Genomic DNA, 19,520 nt, shown 5'->3' on the forward strand with positions numbered 1-19,520 from the left:
CGTCCTACCTCCTGAGTGGGCGGTTTGTCGGCCGAGGGGTGTGCATGGCGTTGTTCGAGCGGATCCGAGGCGAACTGGTCGATGTCGTGGAGTGGCTCGACGACAGCCGCGACACGCTCGTGTGGCGGTTCCCGCGCCGCAACAACGAGATCAAGATGGGCGCCCGGCTGGTCGTCCGGGAGTCGCAGACCGCCGTGTTCGTCAACGAGGGCGTGATCGCGGACCACTTCGGGCCGGGCACGTACACGCTGGAGACCAGGAACCTGCCCGTGCTGTCCACGCTGAAGGGGTGGAAGCACGGGTTCCAGTCGCCGTTCAAGGCCGAGGTGTACTTCGTCAGCTCGCGGCAGTTCACCGAACTGAAGTGGGGGACGCAGAACCCGGTCCTGGTGCGGGACGCCGAGTTCGGCGCCGTCCGCGTGCGGGCGTTCGGCGGGTTCGCGGTGCGCGTCGTGGACGCGCCGCTCCTGCTGCGCGAGCTCGCCGGGACCGACCCGAAGTTCCGCACCGACGAGGTCGCCGGGTACCTGCGGCAGCAGGTGGTCGGACGGCTCGCCGGGGCGCTCGCGGGGGCCGCGTCCGAGACGCCGGTGCTCGACCTCGCGACGCACCAGCAGGCGATCGGGGACCGGCTCGCCGCCGTCCTGACCACCGACCTCTCCGGGGTCGGGATCGCCGTGCCCCGGTTCGTCATCGAGAACATCTCGCTGCCGCCCGAGGTGGAGGAGGCGCTCGACAAGCGCACGTCCATGGGCGTCGTCGGCGACCTCGGGAACTACGCGCGGTTCCAGGCGGCGAACGCGCTGGAGGACGCCGCGAACAACCCGGGCGGCGGGGGCGAGGGCATCGGGCTCGGCCTGGGGATCGCGGCCGGGCAGCAGATGGCCAACGCCCTCAACCCCCAACCGCAGCCCACGCAACAGCCGCAGGCGGCGGGGCCGCCGCCGCTGCCGCCTCGGGATCAGTGGTACCTGGGCGTGGACGGCGAGCGGCGGGGGCCGTTCGACCTCGCGGACCTCGGGGGACAGGGCGTCACGGCGTCCACGCTGGTGTGGAAGGCCGGGATGGAGCAGTGGACGCCCGCGCGGGACGTGCCCGAGCTGGCGCGCCTGCTGGGCGGCACCCCGCCGCCGCTTCCCCCGGCATGACGGCGGCCTGCGAGGGCTGCGGGGCCGCGACCGAGTACGCGCCGGGGACGAACGTCCTGCGGTGCCCGTACTGCGGGACGGAGCGCCCGCTGCCCGCACCGGACCGTCCGGTGATGGAGCACTCCTTCGACGCGCTGGTCGGCGGGCCGCGCGCGCCCGCCCGGGACTTCGCGCGGCAGCGGTACGTGTGCCAGGGCTGCGGCGCCCGGCTCCAGGGGGACGCCGTGTCGCAGCGCTGCCAGTTCTGCACCGCGCCGCTCGTGGTGGACACCGGGACCGACCACCAGGTCGCGCCCGAGGCCGTCCTGCCGTTCGCGCTCGACCGGGGCGCCGCGCGCGAGGCGCTGCGCGGGTGGACGAGGTCCCGCTGGTTCGCGCCGACCCGCCTCAAGCAGGTCACCGAGGCGGAGACGATGGCGAGCACGTACCTGCCGCACTGGACGTTCGACGCGCGCACCGTCTCGCGGTACCGGGGCGAGCAGGGCACGCACTACTGGGAGACCGAGTACTACACCGAGACGGTGGACGGGAAGAGCGTGCGGCGCTCGCGGCAGGTCCAGAAGACGCGGTGGCGGCACGTCACCGGCACCGTCGCGCGCGACTTCGACGACGTCCTCGTCACCGGGACGCGTCGCGTGGACGACAGGACCCTCGGCAAGCTCGGCACGTGGCCGCTCGCGCAGGTGCGTCCCTACCAGGCCGGATACGTCGCCGGGCACGAGTCGCTCCGCTACGACGTCGAGCCCGAGGTCGGCCTCGAGCTGGCCAAGCAGCGGATGGCGGTGGTCATCGGCCACGACTGCCGCAACGACATCGGCGGGGACGAGCAGCGCGTCCACGCGGTCGAGACCAGGTACGGCGACGTGACGTACAAGCTGGTGCTGCTGCCCGTGTGGATGGGCTCGTACCTGTACGGCGGGAAACCCTGGAGCATCGTGGTCAACGGGGTCACGGGCGTGGTGTACGGGAGCCGTCCGTACAGCGCCGCCAAGATCTCCTCGCTGGTCCTGGCGGTGCTGCTGGTCGTCCTGGCCGTCTTCGCCGCCTACCGGCTCGGGTTCATCGCCTAGGCACGGTCGCGGGCGCGGCCGCGGGCGCGGTCGTGGGCATGGTCGCGGGCGTGGCGGCGGGTGAGGCGGACGGCGAAGGCGGTCAGGACGGCGGCCAGCGGCAGCTCCAGGAAGGCGGCCATGGACACCGCCGCCGGGAGGTAGCCGGAGCGGGCCGTCATGATGTCGAACCAGGCGTCCGCGACCATCAGCGTGGCCAGCGCCGACAGCGCCATGGGGGCGAGCGCGTCGCGGCGCCGGACGAGCCACGCGGCGGCGGCCATCACGACGATCTCGATGGCGTCGAAGCCGCACCACAGCACCGCCCAGTTCACGGTGCGGGGCTCGGACGGCGGGATCGAGAAGGCCATGCCGACCGTCCACACCAGCAGGACGGCGGTCCCGATCGCGAGCGCCCCGGCGATCAGCCGCTCGGGGGACCGGCGGGGCATCCGGAAGCGCGGGCATCGCGGCCGAGGGATGTTGGTCGTCGTCATGGTCTCCACCCTCGTGCGCGCGCGGAGGGGAGCGCCTCCCACGGGTGGACCGTCCGCCCGGCCAGTCGTACGAGCGCGAATCCTCCTCGCGGAGGATTCAAGCGGATGCCGAGCCGGACGCGGGGTCAGCCGAAGCGGGCGTCGACCTGCGACGGGGTGAGGCCGAAGTCGGCGAGCGTGTACCGGTGCGACGGACGGCCGCGTCCCTCGCTCGACTCGGCGTGCAGGCGCTTCATCGCGTCGCGCGCGCCGCCGGTGAGCGGCAGGCCGAAGTGCGTGTAGATCGCCTCGGCGGTCCCGAGCGGGTCGCGGACGAAGTCCTCGTACCGGACGTCGAAGAAGCGGCCCGGGTCGTGCCGCGCGCGTTCGGCCTGGAAGGCGTCCAGGCCGCGTCCCCACAGGTCGAGCTGGTCGCGTCCGATCACCTCGCCGCGGAACAGCTCGGACCAGCCGTCCGTGGCGTGCGCGGCGAGGCTGCACATGGACGCCATGGCCGTGCGCGGGTCGCGGTGCGTCTGGACGACCAGCGCGTCCGGGTACACGGCGAACAGGGCGTCCAGCGCGAACAGGTGGCTCGGGTTCTTCAGCACCCAGCGGCGTCCGGGGTCGTTGAGGCCGATCAGCTGGAGCAGGCGGCGGTGGCGGCGGTACGCGGGCGTCCAGTCCTGTCCGGCGAGCCACGCGGAGTAGGACGGCAGGTGCGCGAGGCACTCGAACGAGATCGACCGCATCGACTGGCGCAGGAGCTGCCAGCATTCCTCGACCATGTCCGCCGACATGTAGTGGACGCCCATGAACTCCGGATGCTCGACGTGGTGCCGCTCGTACGCGCCCTGGACGGCCTGGAAGACCGGATCGTCCGCCCAGGAGGCGCGCGGCGGACGCGGCCGCGGAACCTCGGTCAGCCACAGTTCGAGGCCCTGGTGGGCGGGGTCGGCGGTGAGCAGCCGGTGCAGCGCGGTCGTCCCGGTGCGGGGGAGCCCGGTCACGAAGATCGGACGCTCGACCGCGACTTCCGCGTGCCCGGGGTGCCGCTTCCACGCCTCCTCCGCGAACAGGCGGGCGGTGAGCGCGCCGCGCAGGAACGCCCGCTGCGTCTTGCTGCCGAGGGGCGTCAGCCGCTCGTCCTCCCGGTAGGACGCGAGGAGCGCTTCGAGACCGTCGGTGTAGTCGTCCTCACCGAAATCGGTCAGGCCGGTCGCGCGGGTGGCGGACGCGTGCAGATCCTCGACCGTGCCGACGGTCGTCCTCATGGCGATCTCCTCAGCATGGCGTTCTCTTCAGCGTGGCGTTCTCTTCAGAGCGGCGATCTCCTCAGTGGTGGAACTCGCCGCCGTTGACGTCCAGGCACTGTCCCGTGATCGCGCGCGCGTACGAGGACAGCAGGAACACGGCCGCGTCGGCGATCTCGTCGGGTTCGGGGAGCTTCCGCAGGTCGATGGTCGCGGCGGTCTCGTCGTAGACCTGCCGGGACGTCGTCCCGCGCTCGGTCGCGAGCAGGTCGAAGTACCACTTCAGGTTGTCGGCCCAGATCCAGCCGGGCGCGATCGTGTTCACCCGGACGCCGCGCGGCCCGAGCTCGGTCGACAGGCCCTGGGCGAGCGCGAGCAGCGCGGACTTGGCCATCTTGTACGGCCCGAAGGTCGCCTTCGAGTGCCGCAGGACGGCCGAGTTCACCATCACGACCGACCCCTTCGACGCGACGAGCGCCGGGACGAAACGCCTGGTCAGGGACAGTGCGGCGAGCACGTTCGTCTCGAACCCGCGCCGGACGGACGCGACGTCGACGTCCAGCAGGTCCTGGAGCGGCGGGATCGCGAACGCGTTGTTGACCAGGCCGTCGACGTGGCCGTGCGCCGCGAGCGTCTCGCGGACCAGGCGCTCGCACGACGCCTCGTCGCGGATGTCGGTGCGGACCACGGTCGCGCGCCGGCCGAGCGCCCGGACCTCCTTGGCGACCTCGTTCAGCCGCGGCTCGGTGCGGGCGGCGAGGACGACGTCCGCGCCCGCCTTCGCGCACTGGAGCGCCAGCCCGCGCCCGAGGCCGGGGCCGACCCCGGAGATGACGATCACACGTCCGTCCAGCATCATCAGCCCAGCATCCTTCGCGCGGTCGAGGTCTGGCGGGCGGCGACGCGCTCCGCCCACTGGGAACGGGTGACGCGCTGCCGGTCGTGGAACGGCAGGCGCGCCGGGAGGTCGGCGAACCGGACGACCTCGGCGCGCGGCCCGTCGGCGGCGGTGAGCGCGCGCGTGAGCCGCTGCCAGCGGATCTGGAGGAAGCCGCGGTCGTGCCCGGTGAGCTCGATCCAGTTCGCGAGGCCGGGGTCGCGTTGGGCGACGACCATGCGGATCATGCCGTCCGGGTCCGGGACGGCCTGGTCGGCGGTGAGGCTCGTCTGGTGGTTGACGTAGTCGAGCGAGACGTACCAGAGGCTGCCGAGCTGGAAGCCCTGGTAGGGCGCGTCCGAGCGCGGGACGGTCACGACGAGCGCCTCGTCCGGTCCGAGGTCGAAGTGCCCGGCGGACGAGTACTGCGTGGTGAGGCCGCCGGGTGTGAGGCGCGGCTCGGTCATCGTGTTCACCGGCAGCCTCAGGTAGTGCCACTCGGGGAACGCGAGGAACGTCCGGATCCGCGAGACCAGCATCTTCCCGGCGACGTCGAAGCGTTTGGCCTCGCGGCGCGCGGTCGGCGGGTCCGGGGCGGCGCCGAGGCGGTCGGCGCGGTGGATCCGGATCTCGCCGGGACGCTCGTCCGCCCAGTCGGAGAACACCTCGCGGACGAGCAGCATCGCCGCGCCCTCGCCGAGCGTGACGTAGTTCGGGTCGCCTTTGCGGCGCGGGTCCTCCGGGCCGAAACGCAGCTCGTAGGTGCCGTCCGGGGCGATGTCGAACGCGCGGTCGTCGAACGCGTTGAGGCTGTCGGGGGACGAGGACGGCGTGTAGTCGCCGTTCAGGACCTGGAAGCTCAGGTCGGCGGTGGTGCCGCGGCGTCCGGTGACGACGTACTCGGCGTCGTCGCGCAGGTAGGCGTTGAAGTAGAGCGTGTCGGGGTTGTCGAGGCCGAGCTTGGAGTGCGGGCCGGTCGAGCGCGCGAAGAACGGGAAGTCGCGGTCGTACGCCCAGGCCATGTGCAGCGACGCCCGGACGCTCCCGGCGAGGTACTCCAGCCCCTCGGCGAGGTCGAGCTCCGACCGGACGTGCGCCGCCGACCGGATGATCCGCTCCGCCTCCGCGACCGCCCGCGCGAACCCCTCGGTCGCCGCCCCCGGACCTTCATCGGCGTCCGTGCCGGGGTCCGTGCCCGAGCCGGGTGCTGGCGCCATCAGGGACCTCCGGAGCGCTCGGTCAAGCGTTAGCTTGGTTCCGCGCCGAGAGTAGAACCGGTTCGCGTGCCGGGTCAACGCCCGACCCGTTCGTCCCCTTCGCGGCGAACGCCGGTTTCCACCCGGTACGTGGGCGACTCTAGGGTGGGTCCATGGTGGTCAGGTGGCCTCGCGGCCGGACGGCGGACGTCGCGATCGCCGTCGCCGTCCTGGCCGCCGTCACGGCGGGCAGCGCCCAGTCCCTCTACGCGCCCCGCACCGAACCCTGGTCGGTCACCGCCGTCGGCTGGGCGCTCATCCTCGCCGTGTGCGGCGCGCTCGCGCTCCGGCGCGTCCATCCGGTCGCCGTCGCCCTGTTCACGCTGGTCACCACGGTCGTCTACTACGTGATGAGCACCTACGACGGCCCGCTGCTCATCGCGTTCATCCTCGCGCTGTACACGGTCGCCGAGGCCGGACGCCCGCGCGTCGCGGCCGCGATCGGCGTGCTCGCCATCGCCCTCGTCGGCGCCGGGACGGCCGCGGGCAACGGCTCGATCAACGGCATCGGGCTGTTCATGCTCGCGGGCTGGCTGGCCGCCGTCGTCCTGCTCGGAGGGCTGCGCTTCACCGCCGCCGCGCACGCGCGCGAGGCCGAGCAGCGCGCCGCGACCGAGGAACGCCTGCGCATCGCCCGCGAACTCCACGACGTCGTCGGCCACCACCTCTCGCTCATCAGCGTCCAGTCGGCGGCCGCGCTGCGCCGCTACACCAAGGACCGGCGGCGCGGCGAGGAGACGGCCGAGGAGTCGCTGGCCGCCATCCGCGCGACCGGCACCGAGGCCATGCGCGAACTGCGCGCGATGCTCGGCGTCCTCCGGCAGGACGGCGAGGACGCGCCCACCGCCCCCGCCCGGGTCCTCGACCGCGTCGGCGAGCTCGCCGACCGCGCCCGCTCCGCCGGGCTCGACGTGCGCGCGGACGTGTCCGGCCCGGGACGCCCGCCGGCCGAGGTCGAGCTGGCCGCGTTCCGGATCGTCCAGGAGGCGCTCACCAACGTCGTCAAGCACGCCCGCGCCTCCACGGCCGACGTTCGCGTCGACCGCGCCCCGGGCGCCGTCACGATCGAGGTCACCGACGACGGCCACGGCCACGCGACCGCGGGGACGCCGGACGGCGCGTCCGGCAGCGGGATCGGCGGCATGCGCGAACGCGCCCGCGCGCTCGGCGGCGAGCTCGAGGCGGGCCCCGGCCCGGACGGCGGGTTCCGCGTGCGCGCCCGCCTGCCCCACGAGAAGAGGACGGCATGATCAAGGTTCTGCTGGCCGACGACCAGCGGCTGGTCCGCGCGGGGTTCCGCTCGATCCTGTCCGACGAGGACGACATCGAGGTCGTCGGCGAGGCGGGGGACGGCGCGCAGGCGGTCGAGCGGGTCCGCGAGCTGCGCCCCGACGTCGTCCTGATGGACATCCGCATGCCCGGCACCGACGGCCTGGAGGCGGCCCGGACGATCACCGGCGACCCGCGCCTGCCCGGCGTCCGCGTGGTCATCCTGACCACCTTCGACCTGGACGAGTACGTCTACGGCGCGCTGCGCGCCGGGGCGAGCGGCTTCCTGCTGAAGGACACCGAGCCGGAGGAGCTGATCCAGGCCGTCCGGGTCGTGCACCGCGGCGACGCGCTCATCACCCCGCGGATCACGCGGCGCCTGATCGGCGAGTTCGCCGGACGCGTCCGCGCGCCCGACCCGGGACCGCGGATGGGCGCGCTCACCGACCGCGAGCGCGAGGTGCTGCGGCTGGCCGCCGCGGGGCTGAGCAACGACGAGATCGCCGCCCACCTCGTCCTGAGCCCGACCACGGCCAAGACGCACATCAGCCGCATCATGACGAAGCTCGCCGCGCGCGACCGCGCCCAGCTGGTCGTCCTGGCCTACGAGTCCGGCCTGGTCAGCCCCGGCTGGCTCAACGACTGAACCGCGCGCGCCGGGTCACTCGCCGGAGAACATGCCCCGGTCCCACAGGCGGCGGATGTGCTCGGTCAGCGGCGGGCCGAGGGCGCGCAGCGCGTCCGCGTCGCCCGCCGCGACGTGCGGCGTGACCATCGCGCTGGTCGCGGCGACGATCATCTGGCAGGTGTAGCGGCCCGCGTCGTCGTCCGCGCCGATGAGGCCGGCGAACACCCCGGCCAGGTCGCCCTGGAGGGCCGTCCGCCGCTGGACGGCCTCGGCCCCCGCCGCGTACACCTCGACGAGGAACAGCCGCGCGTACGGCATCTCCTGGGCGAGGACGTCCAGGTACGCGGTGAGCGCGTGCTCGACCGCGGCCAGCGGATCCGAGGGGACACCGCCGCCCCCCTCGGCCACTTCCGCGTCCCGGCCCGGTTCGAGGGCCTTCAGGACGTGCGCCACCAGGATCTCGCCCGCGCGCTCGAACGCCCCCATGAAGCAGTCGAGCTTGGAGTCGAACAGCCGGTAGAAGCTCTGCCGGGACACGACCGCGCGCCTGAGCACGTCCTCCACGGACGTCCGGACGTAGCCGCGCTCGGCCATCGCCTCGGCCATCGCCGCGTACAGCCGGTCGCGGTGGATGCGCTCGACCACCTCCGGCGCGAGCGCGTGCCGTCCCCGGGGCAGGCGGCGCGGCGCGGGGCGGGCCGCGCGTTCCTCGGCTGACTGGGGCATCTCCTCACGATAAGGCACCACTGACCCAGGTCCGAGCACCCCCGCGGCCCCGCACCGGGCCGTGGGGAGCGCGCTCAGCGGGCCTCGCCGGGACGCGCTCGGCCCTCCCGGCCGTCCTCCTCGTCCGTGACCTCGCCGACGAGGTGGGCGAGCTTGTCGGGGTTGCTGACGGCGTAGATGCCCTCGACGTGCTCGCCGTCCTCGGCCATGTCGAGCACCATGACGGCGTAGGGCGCGCCGTCCTCGAACAGCACCGCGGACGGGTCGCCGTTGACGGTGCGGTAGCGGACGTCCAGGTCCCCCGCACTCCGGTGGACCTGCCCCGCGATGAGCCGCGCGACCTTGTCGCGGCCCTCGACCGGACGCAGCGCCGCCCGCCGGACGCCGCCGCCGTCCGTCCACAGCGTCACGTCCGGCGCGAGGATCCGCATCAGCGCGGCCAGGTCGCCGCCCAGCGCCGCCGCCAGGAACCGCTCCGTCGCCTCGCGCTGGGTGCGGCGGTCGACGGTCCGGCGCGTCCGCCGGGACCGGACGTGCGCCTTCGCGCGGTGCGCCACCTGCCGGACGGACGCGGGGCTGCGGCCCAGGATCTCGGCGATCTCGGTGTGCGGGTAGCCGAACACCTCGTGCAGGATGAACACCGCCCGGCTCAGCGGCGTCAGCGTCTCCAGGACGACCAGCATCGCCAGGGACACGGCCTCGCCGCGCGCCGCGTCCTCGGCCGCGTCGTCCTCGGCCGCGAACCGGGCGACCAGCGGCTCGGGCAGCCACGGCCCCGGATACGACTCGCGCCGCCGCGCGACCGCCGCCTGCCGCGCCAGCGCCGTGTTCACCGCGATCCGCACCAGGTACGCGCGCGGCCTCTCCACGCCGTCCATGCCCCGGGCGGCCCACGCCATCCAGGTGTCCTGGAGGACGTCCTCGGTGTCGGCGACGCTGCCCAGCAGGTTGTAGACGATCGAGAACAGCAGCTCGCGATGCTCGGCGTAGACCGCCGTGGCCTCGTCCGACGCGGTGAGCACGTCCGGGTGCCGGCCGTCACGGGGCCGGGTGTCGTGCGACATGGATCCTCCTGTTCGCCGCCACCCTGAGGTGCGACGACCCCCGAAGTGTGACATCCAGGCCGAAACTGAGATTCGTCTCTCAGGCCCGTCACATCCGCCGGACGCCCGGCCTCCTGGATCGCGAAACCAACCGGAAACCCCACCGGAAGCCCGACCGGAAGGCGGAGGCGAACTCCCCGATGTCCGACAGTCCGTTCCTGGCCACGCGCCAGGGCAAGCTCACGCTCGCGCTGCTCTGCGGCGTCGCGTTCCTCGACTTCATCGACGCGTCCATCGTCAACATCGCGCTGCCCGCGATGCAGCGAGCCCTCGGCTTCTCCGTCGAGGGCCTCCAGTGGGTGCCGAGCGGCTACCTGCTCACCTACGGCGGGTTCATGCTGCTCGGCGGGCGCGTCGCCGACCAGCTCGGCCGCCGCCGCGTCCTGCTGTCCGGGACGGTCCTGTTCGGCGCGGCGTCCGCGGCGGGCGGGCTCGCGCAGACCGCGTCGGTCATGGTCGCCGCCCGGATGGTGCAGGGCCTCGGCGCCGCGACCATGCTCCCGGCCGCGCTGTCGCTGCTCACCACGTCCTTCCGGGAAGGCCCCGAGCGCAACCGCGCGCTCGCGGTCTGGGGCGGCATGGCGGGGGCCGCGTCCGGCGCGGGCGTGCTGCTCGGCGGCGTCCTCACCGAGAGCCTCGGCTGGCGCTGGGTGATGCTGGTCAACGTGCCGGTCGTCGTCGCGATCCTGGTCGTCGTCCCGATGCTGCTCCCCGACGACCGCCGGACGGCGCGGATCCGCGAGTTCGACGTCCCCGGCGCGTTCCTCGTCACCGGCGCGATGCTGCTCCTGGTGTTCACGCTGGTCAAGGCCCCGGACGTCGGCTGGAACACGACCCGGACGATCGGCGGCCTCGCCGGTTCGGCCGTGCTGCTGGCGCTGTTCGTCCTCAACGAGACGCGGTCGGCGCACCCGCTGCTGCCGCTCGACACCTTCCGCATCCGCGGCCTGGCGGCGGCGAACGTCGCCCAGCTCCTGGTCCTGGCGGGCGGCGCGGCCATGTTCTTCTTCCTCAGCCTCTACATGGAGACCATCCTCGGATACTCGCCGCTCCAGACCGGCTCGGCCTACCTGCCGCTGTGCGCGGCCGTCGGCGTCGCGGCGGGCATCGCGTCCAAGCTGCTGCCCCGGTTCGGGACGCGCCCGCTCATCATGGCGGGCGGGCTGATCGGCTCCGCCGGGCTGTACCTGCTGTCCCGCGTCCCGGTCGGCGGCACCTACGTGGCGGACCTGCTGCCCGGCCTCGTCGTCTTCTCGCTCGGCCTCGGCGTCGTGTTCGTGTCGGTCACCACCGCCGCGAACGCGGGCGTCCCGGCGAACCGCGCGGGGATCGCCGCGGCGCTGCTCCAGTCGTCCCAGCAACTCGGCACCGCGCTCGGCCTCGCCATCATGGCCGTGATCGCCGCCGACCGCACCGGCCACCTCCTCAGGATCGGGACGGATCCGAGGCACGCCGGCACCTCGGGTTTCCAGCACGCGCTGTTCGCGGGCGCCATGTTCACGCTCGCGGCGACGTTCGTCGGCCTCGGCGTCCGCAACACGCGCGGTGACGCGACCACCCCCGCCCCCGAGGCGGCGACCGACGACGAACCGGCGTCCCCGCAGGACGACGTGGCCCCCGCGCCTTCGAACGAGGAGGTGGACGCGCACCGAACCAGGGCATGACGGGCGAGCGTGAGGTCCGTCACCCTGTCCGGCGATCGAACACATGCGCCGTCGGCGGCGTCCAACGTTGTGATCAGCCGACCCCCGGACAGACATCGGAGTACTCATGCCGAACGTGGACCGCCGCCGTGCCCTCGGGCTGCTGGCCGCAGGAGCGGCGGGCGTCGCCGCCGCCGCGGCCCCGGAGCTGTGGCACGCGGGCCCGGCGCGATCGGCCAGCGCGGACGGACGGCACGGCGGCGGCGGAGGCGGGGGCCACGGGAAGGCCCCCGCCGCGCCGCCGGACCCCGGCTACGCCCACGGGAAGCCCATGCAGGCGCTGCACAAGCCCGTCCGCAGCCTCTACGACCTCGCCCCGGCCGCCCCGCCGAACGCCGTCGCGCTCACCATCGACGACGGCCCGCACCCCAAGTACACCCCGATGATGCTCGACCTGCTCGCCGCCCACGGTGTGAAGGCCACCTTCAACATGATCGGCGAGCAGGTCGTGGAGCAGCCCCGGATCGTCCAGCGGATCGTCGCGGACGGCCACCAGATCGCCGACCACACCGTCACCCACCCGCTCAACCTGCCCGCGCTCTCCACCGCGCGGATCAGCAAGGAGATCGGCGAGGCGCACGACCAGATCGCGCAGACCGGCGGGGTCGCCCCCCGGTTCTTCCGCTCACCCGGCGGCAACTGGTCGCAGGCCGTCTTCGACGTCGCCGACCAGCACCGGCTCATCTGCGTGGACTGGAAGATCGACCCGCGCGACTGGTCCCGCCCCGGCATCAGCAAGATCACCAGCGCGATGCTGCGCGCCCAGCCCGGCGACATCCTGCTCTGCCACGACGGCGGCGGCGACCGGACCCAGACGATCGACGCCCTCAAGACCGTCCTGCCCCAGCTCAAGAAGCGCGGCCTCCAGTTCGTCGCGCTGTAGCCGGGGGGTCTAGCGGACGATGACGGTCGTGGCGGGGGCCTTGGCGTCGTGCGTCCAGCCGTCGTGCCCCTCGGATGCGCGCCAGTGGCGTCCGGCGAAACGGACCTCGCTCAGGCCGAACGTCTGGGCGTGCGTGACGGCCCAGGCCGCCACGGCCCAGCCCGTCCGCTCGTTGGGCGCCCGCACCGCGTCGTAGTCGGGCGCGGCGGGCGCGACGACCTGGAGGCGGCTGCCGAACGCCCGGCGCATCTCCCGGACGGCGTCCGCCCGGCGCGGATCGGTCCGCTTGTTCGGCGGGTACCAGCAGCGGACGGACGCGGCGGACCGCCCCCCGAACGCCTGCGCCAGCACCTTCGCGTCCGGCTCGTGCTGCGCGTAGGCGTTCCCGTCGGCGCTGCGCTGGACGCGCTGCGCGGCGTCGTGCAGGTCGAGGTCGAGGTAGTCCTTGACCTTGACCAGCGCGTCGAAGAACTTGCTGGTCGACTGGACGGGGTCGCGCAGCTTGTCCGGCGAGCCCCAGCCCTGCGACGGGCGCTGCTGGAACATCCCGACCGAGTCGCGGTCACCGCCCGCCAGGTTCCGCATGTGCGACTCCTGGATCGCCGTCGCGAACGCGATCACCGAGGCCCGCTCCGGCAGCGCCTTGCGGACGGCCACGGCCGCGATGGTCGAGCCGTTCGCGGCCTGGTCCAGGTCGAGCGGCATCTTGCCCAGCGCCGTCCGCACCTCGCACCCGGAGCCGTGCAGGTACGGGCGCGCGCGTGTGTACAGCGCCCACCCGCCCGCGGACAGCGCGACGACCGCGACGAGCGCCACGATCCACCAGCGCCGCCGCCGTCCACTCCGCACGCCGCCGGATCCCTCCCGGGGACCGGATCCCAGCTTCGCCCACACAGCCACGCCCCGACCGTACCGGGCTCCGGCCGTCGGTAAGCTCAATGTCCATGACCGAGACGTTCACCAGCCCGATCTCCACCGCCGTCGACGAGCTCTGGGAGCGGCGCGCCGACCTCGGGCCGGACGACACCGAGGCCCGCGCGGCGATCGTCGCCGCCGTGGACCAGATCGACTCCGGCGAGGCCCGGGTCGCCTTCGTCGACCCGGCGACCGACGAGGTCGTCGTGGACGAGCGCGCCAAGCGCGCGATCCTGCTGAGCTTCAAGGTGCTCGGGATGGTGCGGTCCCAGGTCGGCGACTTCCAGTACCACGACCGCATCCCGCTGAAGAGCCGCCTGGACGGTGTCCGCGTCGTGCCGGGCGCGATCGCCCGCTGGGGCTCCTACCTGGCCCCCGGCGTCGTCCTCATGCCGTCCTTCACCAACATCGGCGCCTACGTCGACTCCGGCACGATGGTCGACACCTGGGCGACCGTGGGCTCCTGCGCCCAGGTCGGCAAGAACGTGCACCTGTCCGGCGGCGTCGGCATCGGCGGCGTGCTCGAGCCCCCGAACGCCAAGCCCGTCGTCATCGGCGACGAGGCCATGATCGGCTCCCGCTCGATGATCGTCGAGGGCGCGCGGGTCGGGACGGGCGCCGTCGTCGGCTCCGGCACGAACCTGTCGGCGTCCATGCCGGTCATCGACGTCGAGACCGGTGAGGAGATCGGCCGCGGCCGCATCCCCGACTGGTGCGTCGCCGTCGGCGGCACCCGCATCAAGGAGTTCAAGGGCGGAAGCTTCGGCCTGCCCGCCGTCCTGATCCTCAAGCGCCTCGAGCCCGGCCGGCGCCACGACAAGGCCGAGCTGAACGACATCCTGCGCGACCACGGCATCAACACCTGACGGACGCCGCGCGCACACCCCGGGGGGACGGCCCATGCGGCCGTCCCCTTTGCATAGGGTTTCCGGCATGACCACTCTCGATCTCCAGATGGACGTGACGGACCTGACGGCGGCGATCGTCGATGTCGAGTCGGTGAGCGGGAACGAGAAGGCCCTCGCCGACGCCGTCGAGGCGGCGCTGCGGGCCCTGCCGCACCTGGAGGTCGTCCGGGACGGCGACTCGGTCATCGCCCGGACCGACCTCGGCCGGGCCGAGCGCGTCCTGCTCGCCGGGCACCTCGACACCGTCCCGCTGAACGGGAACCTGCCGTCCCGCCGCGAGGGCGACCGCCTCTACGGCTGCGGCACGACCGACATGAAGGCCGGGGTCGCCGTCCAGCTCCGGCTGGCCGCCCTGCTGACCGAGCCGTCCCGGGACGTCACCTACGTCTTCTACGAGTGCGAGGAGATCGAGGCGGCCCGCAACGGCCTGAAGCGCCTCGCCGAGACCCGTCCCGAGCTGCTCGCCGCCGACTTCGCCGTCCTGATGGAGCCGACCGGCGGCCTCATCGAGGGCGGCTGCCAGGGCACCCTCCGCGTCGAGGTCACCGCGTGCGGAGAGCGGGCCCACAGCGCGCGCGCCTGGATGGGCTCCAACGCCATCCACGCCGCCGCCGAGATCCTCGACCGCCTGCGCGCGTACGAGCCCGCCCAGCCCGTCGTGGACGGCCTGGAGTACCACGAGGGCCTGAACGCCGTGTTCATCAGCGGCGGCGTCGCGGGCAACGTCATCCCGGACGAGTGCGTCGTCACCGTGAACTACCGCTTCGCCCCCGACAAGTCCGTGGACGAAGCGGAAGAGTACGTCCGGGCATTTTTCGATGGCTTCGAGGTGAAGCCCGTGGACGCCGCCCCCGGCGCCCGCCCCGGCCTGCACCGCCCGGCCGCCCGCGCCTTCGTCGCCGAGACCGGCGCCGACGTCCGCGCCAAGCTCGGCTGGACCGACGTCGCGCGCTTCGACTCCCTCGGCGTCCCGGCCGTGAACTACGGCCCCGGCCACCCCACCCTGGCCCACACCAGGGACGAATACGTCGACCTCCCCCTGATCACCGACGCCGAATCCCGCCTCCTGGCGTGGCTAAGGTGATTTCATGAAGCGCGAGATCCGTACCAGGAGGCAGGGGCCGGCGACCCTGCGAGGCAAGGCGATCCCCCCGACCACGACCGACCAGCGGCTGCTGGACCGGCGCGGCCCGACCGACTGGGTGCACGCGGACCCGTGGCGGGTGCTGCGCATCCAGGCCGAGTTCGTCGAGGGGTTCGGGCTGCTGGCCGAGCTGCCGAAGGCCGCCTGCGTGTTCGGCAGCGCCCGGACGCGGCCGGACACGCCGGAGTACAAGCTCGGCGAGGAGATCGGCGCGAAGCTGCACGAGGCCGGGTACGCGGTGATCACCGGCGGCGGCCCTGGCATCATGGAGGCCGCCAACAAGGGCTGCCACGAGGCGGGCGGGCTCTCGGTCGGGCTCGGCATCGAGCTGCCGTTCGAGCAGTCGCTGAACGACTACATCGACATCGGCGTGCAGTTCCGGTACTTCTTCGTCCGCAAGACGATCTTCGTGAAGTACTCGCAGGCGTTCGTGGTGCTGCCCGGCGGGTTCGGCACCCTGGACGAGCTGTTCGAGGCGATCACGCTCGTCCAGACGGGCAAGATCACCCGGTTCCCGATCGTGCTGGTCGGCACCGAGTACTGGGGCGGGCTGATCGACTGGATGAAGACCTCGGTGCTGCGCGCGGGCAACATCTCCGCCGACGACCTCGACCTCATCCACCTGACCGACGACCCGGACGAGGTCGTCCGGGTGATCGTCGGGGCGCACGAGGAGGAGGCGCGCAAGCACGAGGAGAAGGAGGCCGTCGCCGAGACGGCCCGCCGCGCGGGGGACCCGGCCTGATGGGCATCGCGGTCTGCGTGTTCTGCGCCTCGTCCACCCGCATCGACCCGGTGCACGTGGAGTTCGCCGAGCGGGTCGGCCTGGAGCTGGCCCGCCGCGGCCACACCCTGGTCAGCGGCGGCGGCCGGATCTCCTCGATGGGGGCCGTCGCGCGCGGCGCCCGCGCCGGGGGAGCCCGCACGATCGGCGTGATCCCCGAGGCGCTGCGCCACGTGGAGGTCTCGGACGAGGACAGCGACGAGCTGGTCATCACCCCCGACATGCGGTCCCGCAAGGGCGAGATGGACCGGCGCAGCGACGCGTTCCTGGTGCTCCCCGGCGGCATCGGCACGCTGGAGGAGCTGTTCGAGATCTGGACGTCCCGGACGCTCGGCATGCACGACAAGCCCCTGGTCGTCCTCGACCCGCTCGGCGTCTACGCGCCGCTGCGGGAGCTGGCCGAGAACCTGACCGAGCTGGGCTTCGCCCGGCCGAAGGTCTTCGACGCGATCGGCTGGACGGCCGATCTCGGCGAGGCCCTCGACCTGCTGGAACGCTCGCGTCCCCGGATCGAGGCGACCCCGGAGGACTTCACCGAGGCGCAGCCGTAAGGCGAGCGGCCGCTCGGCGGGCCGGGCGCGCCGGCGGGGCCCCAGAAGTGCCATGGCCCGGAAGCGTCGCCGGGGCCCGGAAGCGCCGTGGGGAAGGCGGTCGCGGGCCCCGGGGGCGGGGAGCGGCCCGCACACGGGCGTCCGGCATGGCACGATCGTCATGCGGGACAGGGAGACAGACGGGAGCAAGACCGTGGTGATGGTGGTCCTCGTGCTGGCGGGCGTCGCCGTGCTGGCCGCGGTCGTCGTGCTCGCGATGGGGCGCGGCGGCGAGCTGGGCCGCACGCATCCCGACGTCCCGCCGATGCCCCTGCTGGACGGGGCGCGCGTGACCGGGCCGGAGGTCGCGATGCTGCGGCTGCCGCGCGCGCTCTGGGGCTACCAGATGAACGTCACCGACGAGGCGCTGCACCGGCTCGCCTACGCGCTCACCGAGCGCGACACGCGGGTGGCGGCGATGGAGCAGCAGATCGACGCCCTGCACCGCCGCCTCGCGGACGTGGAGGGACGCGGTCCGGTGGCGGGGTGGACGGCGCCGGGGGAGGCACCCGCGACGATCACGGACGTCCCGTCCGCCGCCGAGCCGTACGAGAGTGACGACGACGACGCCTCCGGGCGGAACGGGGACGCCCCCGGCCGGAACGCCGACGGCGGCGGCCCGGAGGCGTTCGGCGGCGGGCTGTTCGACGGCCGCCGCGAGCTCCTCGAGAACGAGAAGCCCCACAAGTTCTGATCTTTACGGACGTGTCAGGCGCCCGCGGCCCGGGCGGTTCTGTCGGTGGCGTGAGGTAGAACGGGCGGGTGAATACCGCGGTCATCGGCGAGGACGGTCTGGCTCGCTGCCCCTGGGGCCTGTCGGCGCCCGAGTACGTCGCCTACCACGACGAGGAGTGGGGGCGTCCCGTCCGGGACGATCAGGGCCTCTACGAGCGCCTCTGCCTGGAGGCGTTCCAGTCCGGCCTGAGCTGGCTCACCATCCTGCGCAAGCGGGAGGGGTTCCGGGCCGCGTTCGCGGGCTTCGACATGGAGAAGGTCGCCGCGTTCGACGAGCGCGACGTCGAGCGGCTCTTGGGGGACGCCGCGATCGTCCGCAACCGGGCGAAGATCGACGCCGCGATCGGCAACGCCCGGGCGGCCCTGGACCTCTCGGACGGCCTGGCGGAGATCATCTGGCGCTTCGCCGACCCGGAGGCGCCCGTCCCGGAGACGATGGACGACGTCCCGCCGTCCACGGCCGGGTCGAAGGCCCTGTCGAAGGAGCTGAAGCGGAACGGGTTCCGCTTCGTCGGCCCCACCACGGCCTACGCCCTCATGGAGGCCTGCGGCCTGGTCGACGACCACCTGGCCGCCTGCCACCGCCGCGGCGCCTACAGCTGACCCTCAGCGCCCCTGAGACCCCGCGAGGCGGGCGTCCAGCCCCTCGGCCGCACCCGGAGACCCCGGGTGCGGCCTCCTCCGGCTCAGCGGCCCTCGAAGGTGGGCTGCTCCTTCTTCAGGAACGCCTCGGTGGCGTTCCTGTGGTCGGCGGTCTCGGCGAGGGCGTCCTGGAGTTCGGCCTCGCGTTCGAGGGCGGACGGCAGGTCGTGCGTGGCGGCGTGGGCGATCGCGGTCTTGATCGCCGCGAGCGCGACCGTCGGGCCGGACGCGAGGGTCCGGGCCAGTTCGGTCGCCGTGGACAGCACGTCCTCCGGCGGGACGACCCGGTTGACCAGGCCGAGGGCGAGCGCGTCGGGCGCGCGCAGGGGCTCGGCGAGCATGAGCAGCTCGGTGGCGCGGGCGCGGCCCACGAGGCGCTGGAGCGTCCAGGAGAGCCCGCTGTCCGGGCCCAGGCCGATCTTGGCGAACGCCGTGGCGAAGGACGCCTTCTCCGAGGCCACCACCAGGTCGCAGGCCAGGACGAGGGACATCCCGGCGCCGACGGCCATGCCGTTCACGGCCGCGACGACCGGCTTCGGCATGCCCGTGATCGCCTCGACCGTGGGGTTGTAGTGCCGCCGGAGGGTGTCGTCGAGGCCCCGTCCGGCGGCGAGGTTGTCGGCGTGTTCGCGCAGGTCCTGCCCGGCGCTGAAGGCCCGTCCGGAGCCGGTGAGCACGACGGCGCGCACCGCGGTGTCGGCGGCGGCGCGTTCGGCGGCGGCCCGCAGCACCTCCTTGGTGGCCTCCGTCAGGGCGTTCATTCCTCCGGGACGGTCGAGTGTGATCGTCGCCACACCGGCGTCCACCTCGTACCGCACCGGGTCCGTCGTCGCTTCGGACATCCTCGTCCTCACAATCTGCTCACGGTCTCGCTCCCGCCACCCTCGACGACCGGTGCCCCGGAGGGCAAGCCCCCGGCCGGTTCCCGTGGGGTCGGTGTTACTCGTGGCGAGGGGCCGTTCCGGGGGTTTCGGGAGGCCCTTCGGGCCCTCTTCGGGCGAGGCCCCGATTCCCGGACGAATGGGTTGGTAGGTAGCGCCCCAAAAGGGGATTTTTTGGGGTGAGTCCCGCGATCTGGAGGCTGATCGTTACCACTTCGCGCTCGGAAGGCGAGATAATGGACCACTACCACTGATGACGCGGATGCACAGGCGGCCAGGCGGCCAACGGTGCCCGAGAGGCCCCACGCGGTCCTGGGCAGGAAGGGGATGCACGCATGGCGGCGATGAAGCCGCGGACGGGAGACGGTCCGCTCGAAGTGACCAAGGAGGGACGCGGCATCGTCATGCGGGTCCCGCTCGAAGGCGGCGGCCGCCTCGTGGTCGAGCTCTCCGCCGACGAGGCGAAGGAACTCGGCGAAGCCCTGAAGCAGGTCGTGGGCTGACCTCCCGCTCGCTTCGGCGTTGACGGCGGGTCCCGGTGGCGACGCCG

At 73.3% G+C, this 19,520-nt stretch carries 21 protein-coding genes; 13 read left to right on the plus strand and 8 right to left on the minus strand.

Going from position 1 to position 19,520, the window contains the following annotated elements; genetic code table 11:
* The first annotated feature begins 44 nt into the window (after window positions 1–44).
* Both EBO15_RS27580 and EBO15_RS27585 read left to right on the plus strand, forming a co-directional pair.
* A complete protein-coding gene (locus EBO15_RS27580) occupies window positions 45–1,148 on the plus strand; it encodes an SPFH domain-containing protein (protein WP_122197371.1) in 1,104 nt (367 codons plus the stop codon).
* A complete protein-coding gene (locus tag EBO15_RS27585; protein ID WP_122197372.1) occupies window positions 1,145–2,218 on the plus strand; it encodes a hypothetical protein in 1,074 nt (357 codons plus the stop codon). Before EBO15_RS27580 ends, EBO15_RS27585 begins: the two co-directional genes overlap by 4 nt.
* Here EBO15_RS27585 and EBO15_RS27590 read toward each other — a convergent pair.
* The 4 genes from EBO15_RS27590 to EBO15_RS27605 form a co-directional block, all read right to left on the minus strand.
* Window positions 2,215–2,694: a hypothetical protein gene (locus tag EBO15_RS27590; protein WP_122197373.1), complete on the minus strand. Its 480-nt coding sequence runs from the start codon at window positions 2,692–2,694 to the stop codon at window positions 2,215–2,217. The genes EBO15_RS27585 and EBO15_RS27590 overlap by 4 nt on opposite strands.
* 125 nt (window positions 2,695–2,819) lie before the next feature.
* Complete coding sequence (locus tag EBO15_RS27595) at window positions 2,820–3,947, minus strand: sulfotransferase family protein (protein ID WP_122197374.1); 1,128 nt, start codon at window positions 3,945–3,947, stop codon at window positions 2,820–2,822.
* 61 nt (window positions 3,948–4,008) lie between these two features.
* Window positions 4,009–4,785 (minus strand): SDR family oxidoreductase, encoded by a 777-nt coding sequence (locus tag EBO15_RS27600; RefSeq protein ID WP_122197375.1) that lies wholly within the window; start codon window positions 4,783–4,785, stop codon window positions 4,009–4,011.
* A complete protein-coding gene (locus EBO15_RS27605) occupies window positions 4,785–6,020 on the minus strand; it encodes a hypothetical protein (protein ID WP_233616464.1) in 1,236 nt (411 codons plus the stop codon). Before EBO15_RS27605 ends, EBO15_RS27600 begins: the two co-directional genes overlap by 1 nt.
* Window positions 6,021–6,172: 152 nt before the next feature.
* Between EBO15_RS27605 and EBO15_RS27610 the strand changes: the two genes are divergently transcribed.
* Together EBO15_RS27610 and EBO15_RS27615 are read left to right on the plus strand one after the other, a co-directional pair.
* Window positions 6,173–7,309 (plus strand): sensor histidine kinase, encoded by a 1,137-nt coding sequence (locus EBO15_RS27610; RefSeq protein WP_122197376.1) that lies wholly within the window; start codon window positions 6,173–6,175, stop codon window positions 7,307–7,309.
* Window positions 7,306–7,974 carry a response regulator transcription factor gene (locus EBO15_RS27615; protein WP_122197377.1) on the plus strand — a complete coding sequence of 223 codons (669 nt, stop codon included), beginning with the start codon at window positions 7,306–7,308 and terminating at the stop codon, window positions 7,972–7,974. Before EBO15_RS27610 ends, EBO15_RS27615 begins: the two co-directional genes overlap by 4 nt.
* Window positions 7,975–7,989: 15 nt before the next feature.
* Here the strand turns inward: EBO15_RS27615 and EBO15_RS27620 are convergent, their stop codons facing one another.
* Window positions 7,990–8,682, minus strand: coding sequence for a TetR/AcrR family transcriptional regulator (locus EBO15_RS27620; protein WP_122197378.1), 693 nt, complete (start codon window positions 8,680–8,682; stop codon window positions 7,990–7,992).
* A gap of 74 nt (window positions 8,683–8,756) precedes the next feature.
* The gene (gene sigJ, locus EBO15_RS27625) at window positions 8,757–9,746 is read right to left on the minus strand and encodes an RNA polymerase sigma factor SigJ (protein ID WP_122197379.1); all 990 of its coding nucleotides are present in this window, start codon (window positions 9,744–9,746) and stop codon (window positions 8,757–8,759) included.
* A gap of 179 nt (window positions 9,747–9,925) precedes the next feature.
* On the opposite strand from sigJ, the gene EBO15_RS27630 reads away from it, so the two are divergent.
* Window positions 9,926–11,449 (plus strand): MFS transporter, encoded by a 1,524-nt coding sequence (locus tag EBO15_RS27630; protein ID WP_122197380.1) that lies wholly within the window; start codon window positions 9,926–9,928, stop codon window positions 11,447–11,449.
* 106 nt (window positions 11,450–11,555) lie between these two features.
* Complete coding sequence (locus tag EBO15_RS27635; protein WP_122197381.1) at window positions 11,556–12,371, plus strand: polysaccharide deacetylase family protein; 816 nt, start codon at window positions 11,556–11,558, stop codon at window positions 12,369–12,371.
* 9 nt (window positions 12,372–12,380) lie between these two features.
* Here the strand turns inward: EBO15_RS27635 and EBO15_RS27640 are convergent, their stop codons facing one another.
* Window positions 12,381–13,220: a hypothetical protein gene (locus EBO15_RS27640; RefSeq protein ID WP_233616465.1), complete on the minus strand. Its 840-nt coding sequence runs from the start codon at window positions 13,218–13,220 to the stop codon at window positions 12,381–12,383.
* Between the two features lie 95 nt (window positions 13,221–13,315).
* Between EBO15_RS27640 and EBO15_RS27645 the strand changes: the two genes are divergently transcribed.
* The 6 genes from EBO15_RS27645 (at window position 13,316) to EBO15_RS27670 (ending at window position 18,050) form a co-directional block, all read left to right on the plus strand.
* Window positions 13,316–14,152: a 2,3,4,5-tetrahydropyridine-2,6-dicarboxylate N-succinyltransferase gene (locus tag EBO15_RS27645; RefSeq protein WP_122197382.1), complete on the plus strand. Its 837-nt coding sequence runs from the start codon at window positions 13,316–13,318 to the stop codon at window positions 14,150–14,152.
* 67 nt (window positions 14,153–14,219) lie between these two features.
* Entirely contained in the window at window positions 14,220–15,278 is a 1,059-nt protein-coding gene (gene dapE, locus EBO15_RS27650) for a succinyl-diaminopimelate desuccinylase (protein WP_122197383.1), read from the plus strand.
* 4 nt (window positions 15,279–15,282) lie between these two features.
* Window positions 15,283–16,083: an LOG family protein gene (locus EBO15_RS27655; protein WP_122197384.1), complete on the plus strand. Its 801-nt coding sequence runs from the start codon at window positions 15,283–15,285 to the stop codon at window positions 16,081–16,083.
* Window positions 16,083–16,673, plus strand: coding sequence for an LOG family protein (locus tag EBO15_RS27660; protein WP_122197385.1), 591 nt, complete (start codon window positions 16,083–16,085; stop codon window positions 16,671–16,673). The genes EBO15_RS27655 and EBO15_RS27660 overlap by 1 nt, the downstream gene beginning before the upstream one ends.
* Before the next feature lie 193 nt (window positions 16,674–16,866).
* Window positions 16,867–17,406: a hypothetical protein gene (locus EBO15_RS27665; protein ID WP_147481674.1), complete on the plus strand. Its 540-nt coding sequence runs from the start codon at window positions 16,867–16,869 to the stop codon at window positions 17,404–17,406.
* A gap of 68 nt (window positions 17,407–17,474) precedes the next feature.
* Window positions 17,475–18,050: a DNA-3-methyladenine glycosylase I gene (locus EBO15_RS27670; protein ID WP_122197387.1), complete on the plus strand. Its 576-nt coding sequence runs from the start codon at window positions 17,475–17,477 to the stop codon at window positions 18,048–18,050.
* Between the two features lie 83 nt (window positions 18,051–18,133).
* Here the strand turns inward: EBO15_RS27670 and EBO15_RS27675 are convergent, their stop codons facing one another.
* Window positions 18,134–18,931: an enoyl-CoA hydratase-related protein gene (locus EBO15_RS27675; RefSeq protein ID WP_122197388.1), complete on the minus strand. Its 798-nt coding sequence runs from the start codon at window positions 18,929–18,931 to the stop codon at window positions 18,134–18,136.
* 374 nt (window positions 18,932–19,305) lie between these two features.
* On the opposite strand from EBO15_RS27675, the gene EBO15_RS27680 reads away from it, so the two are divergent.
* Complete coding sequence (locus tag EBO15_RS27680; protein WP_083952185.1) at window positions 19,306–19,473, plus strand: DUF3117 domain-containing protein; 168 nt, start codon at window positions 19,306–19,308, stop codon at window positions 19,471–19,473.
* Window positions 19,474–19,520: the final 47 nt, after the last annotated feature.

Origin of the sequence: Actinomadura harenae (assembly GCF_003696215.1) — a bacterium.
GTDB classification, from domain to species: Bacteria; Actinomycetota; Actinomycetes; order Streptosporangiales; family Streptosporangiaceae; genus Spirillospora; species Spirillospora harenae.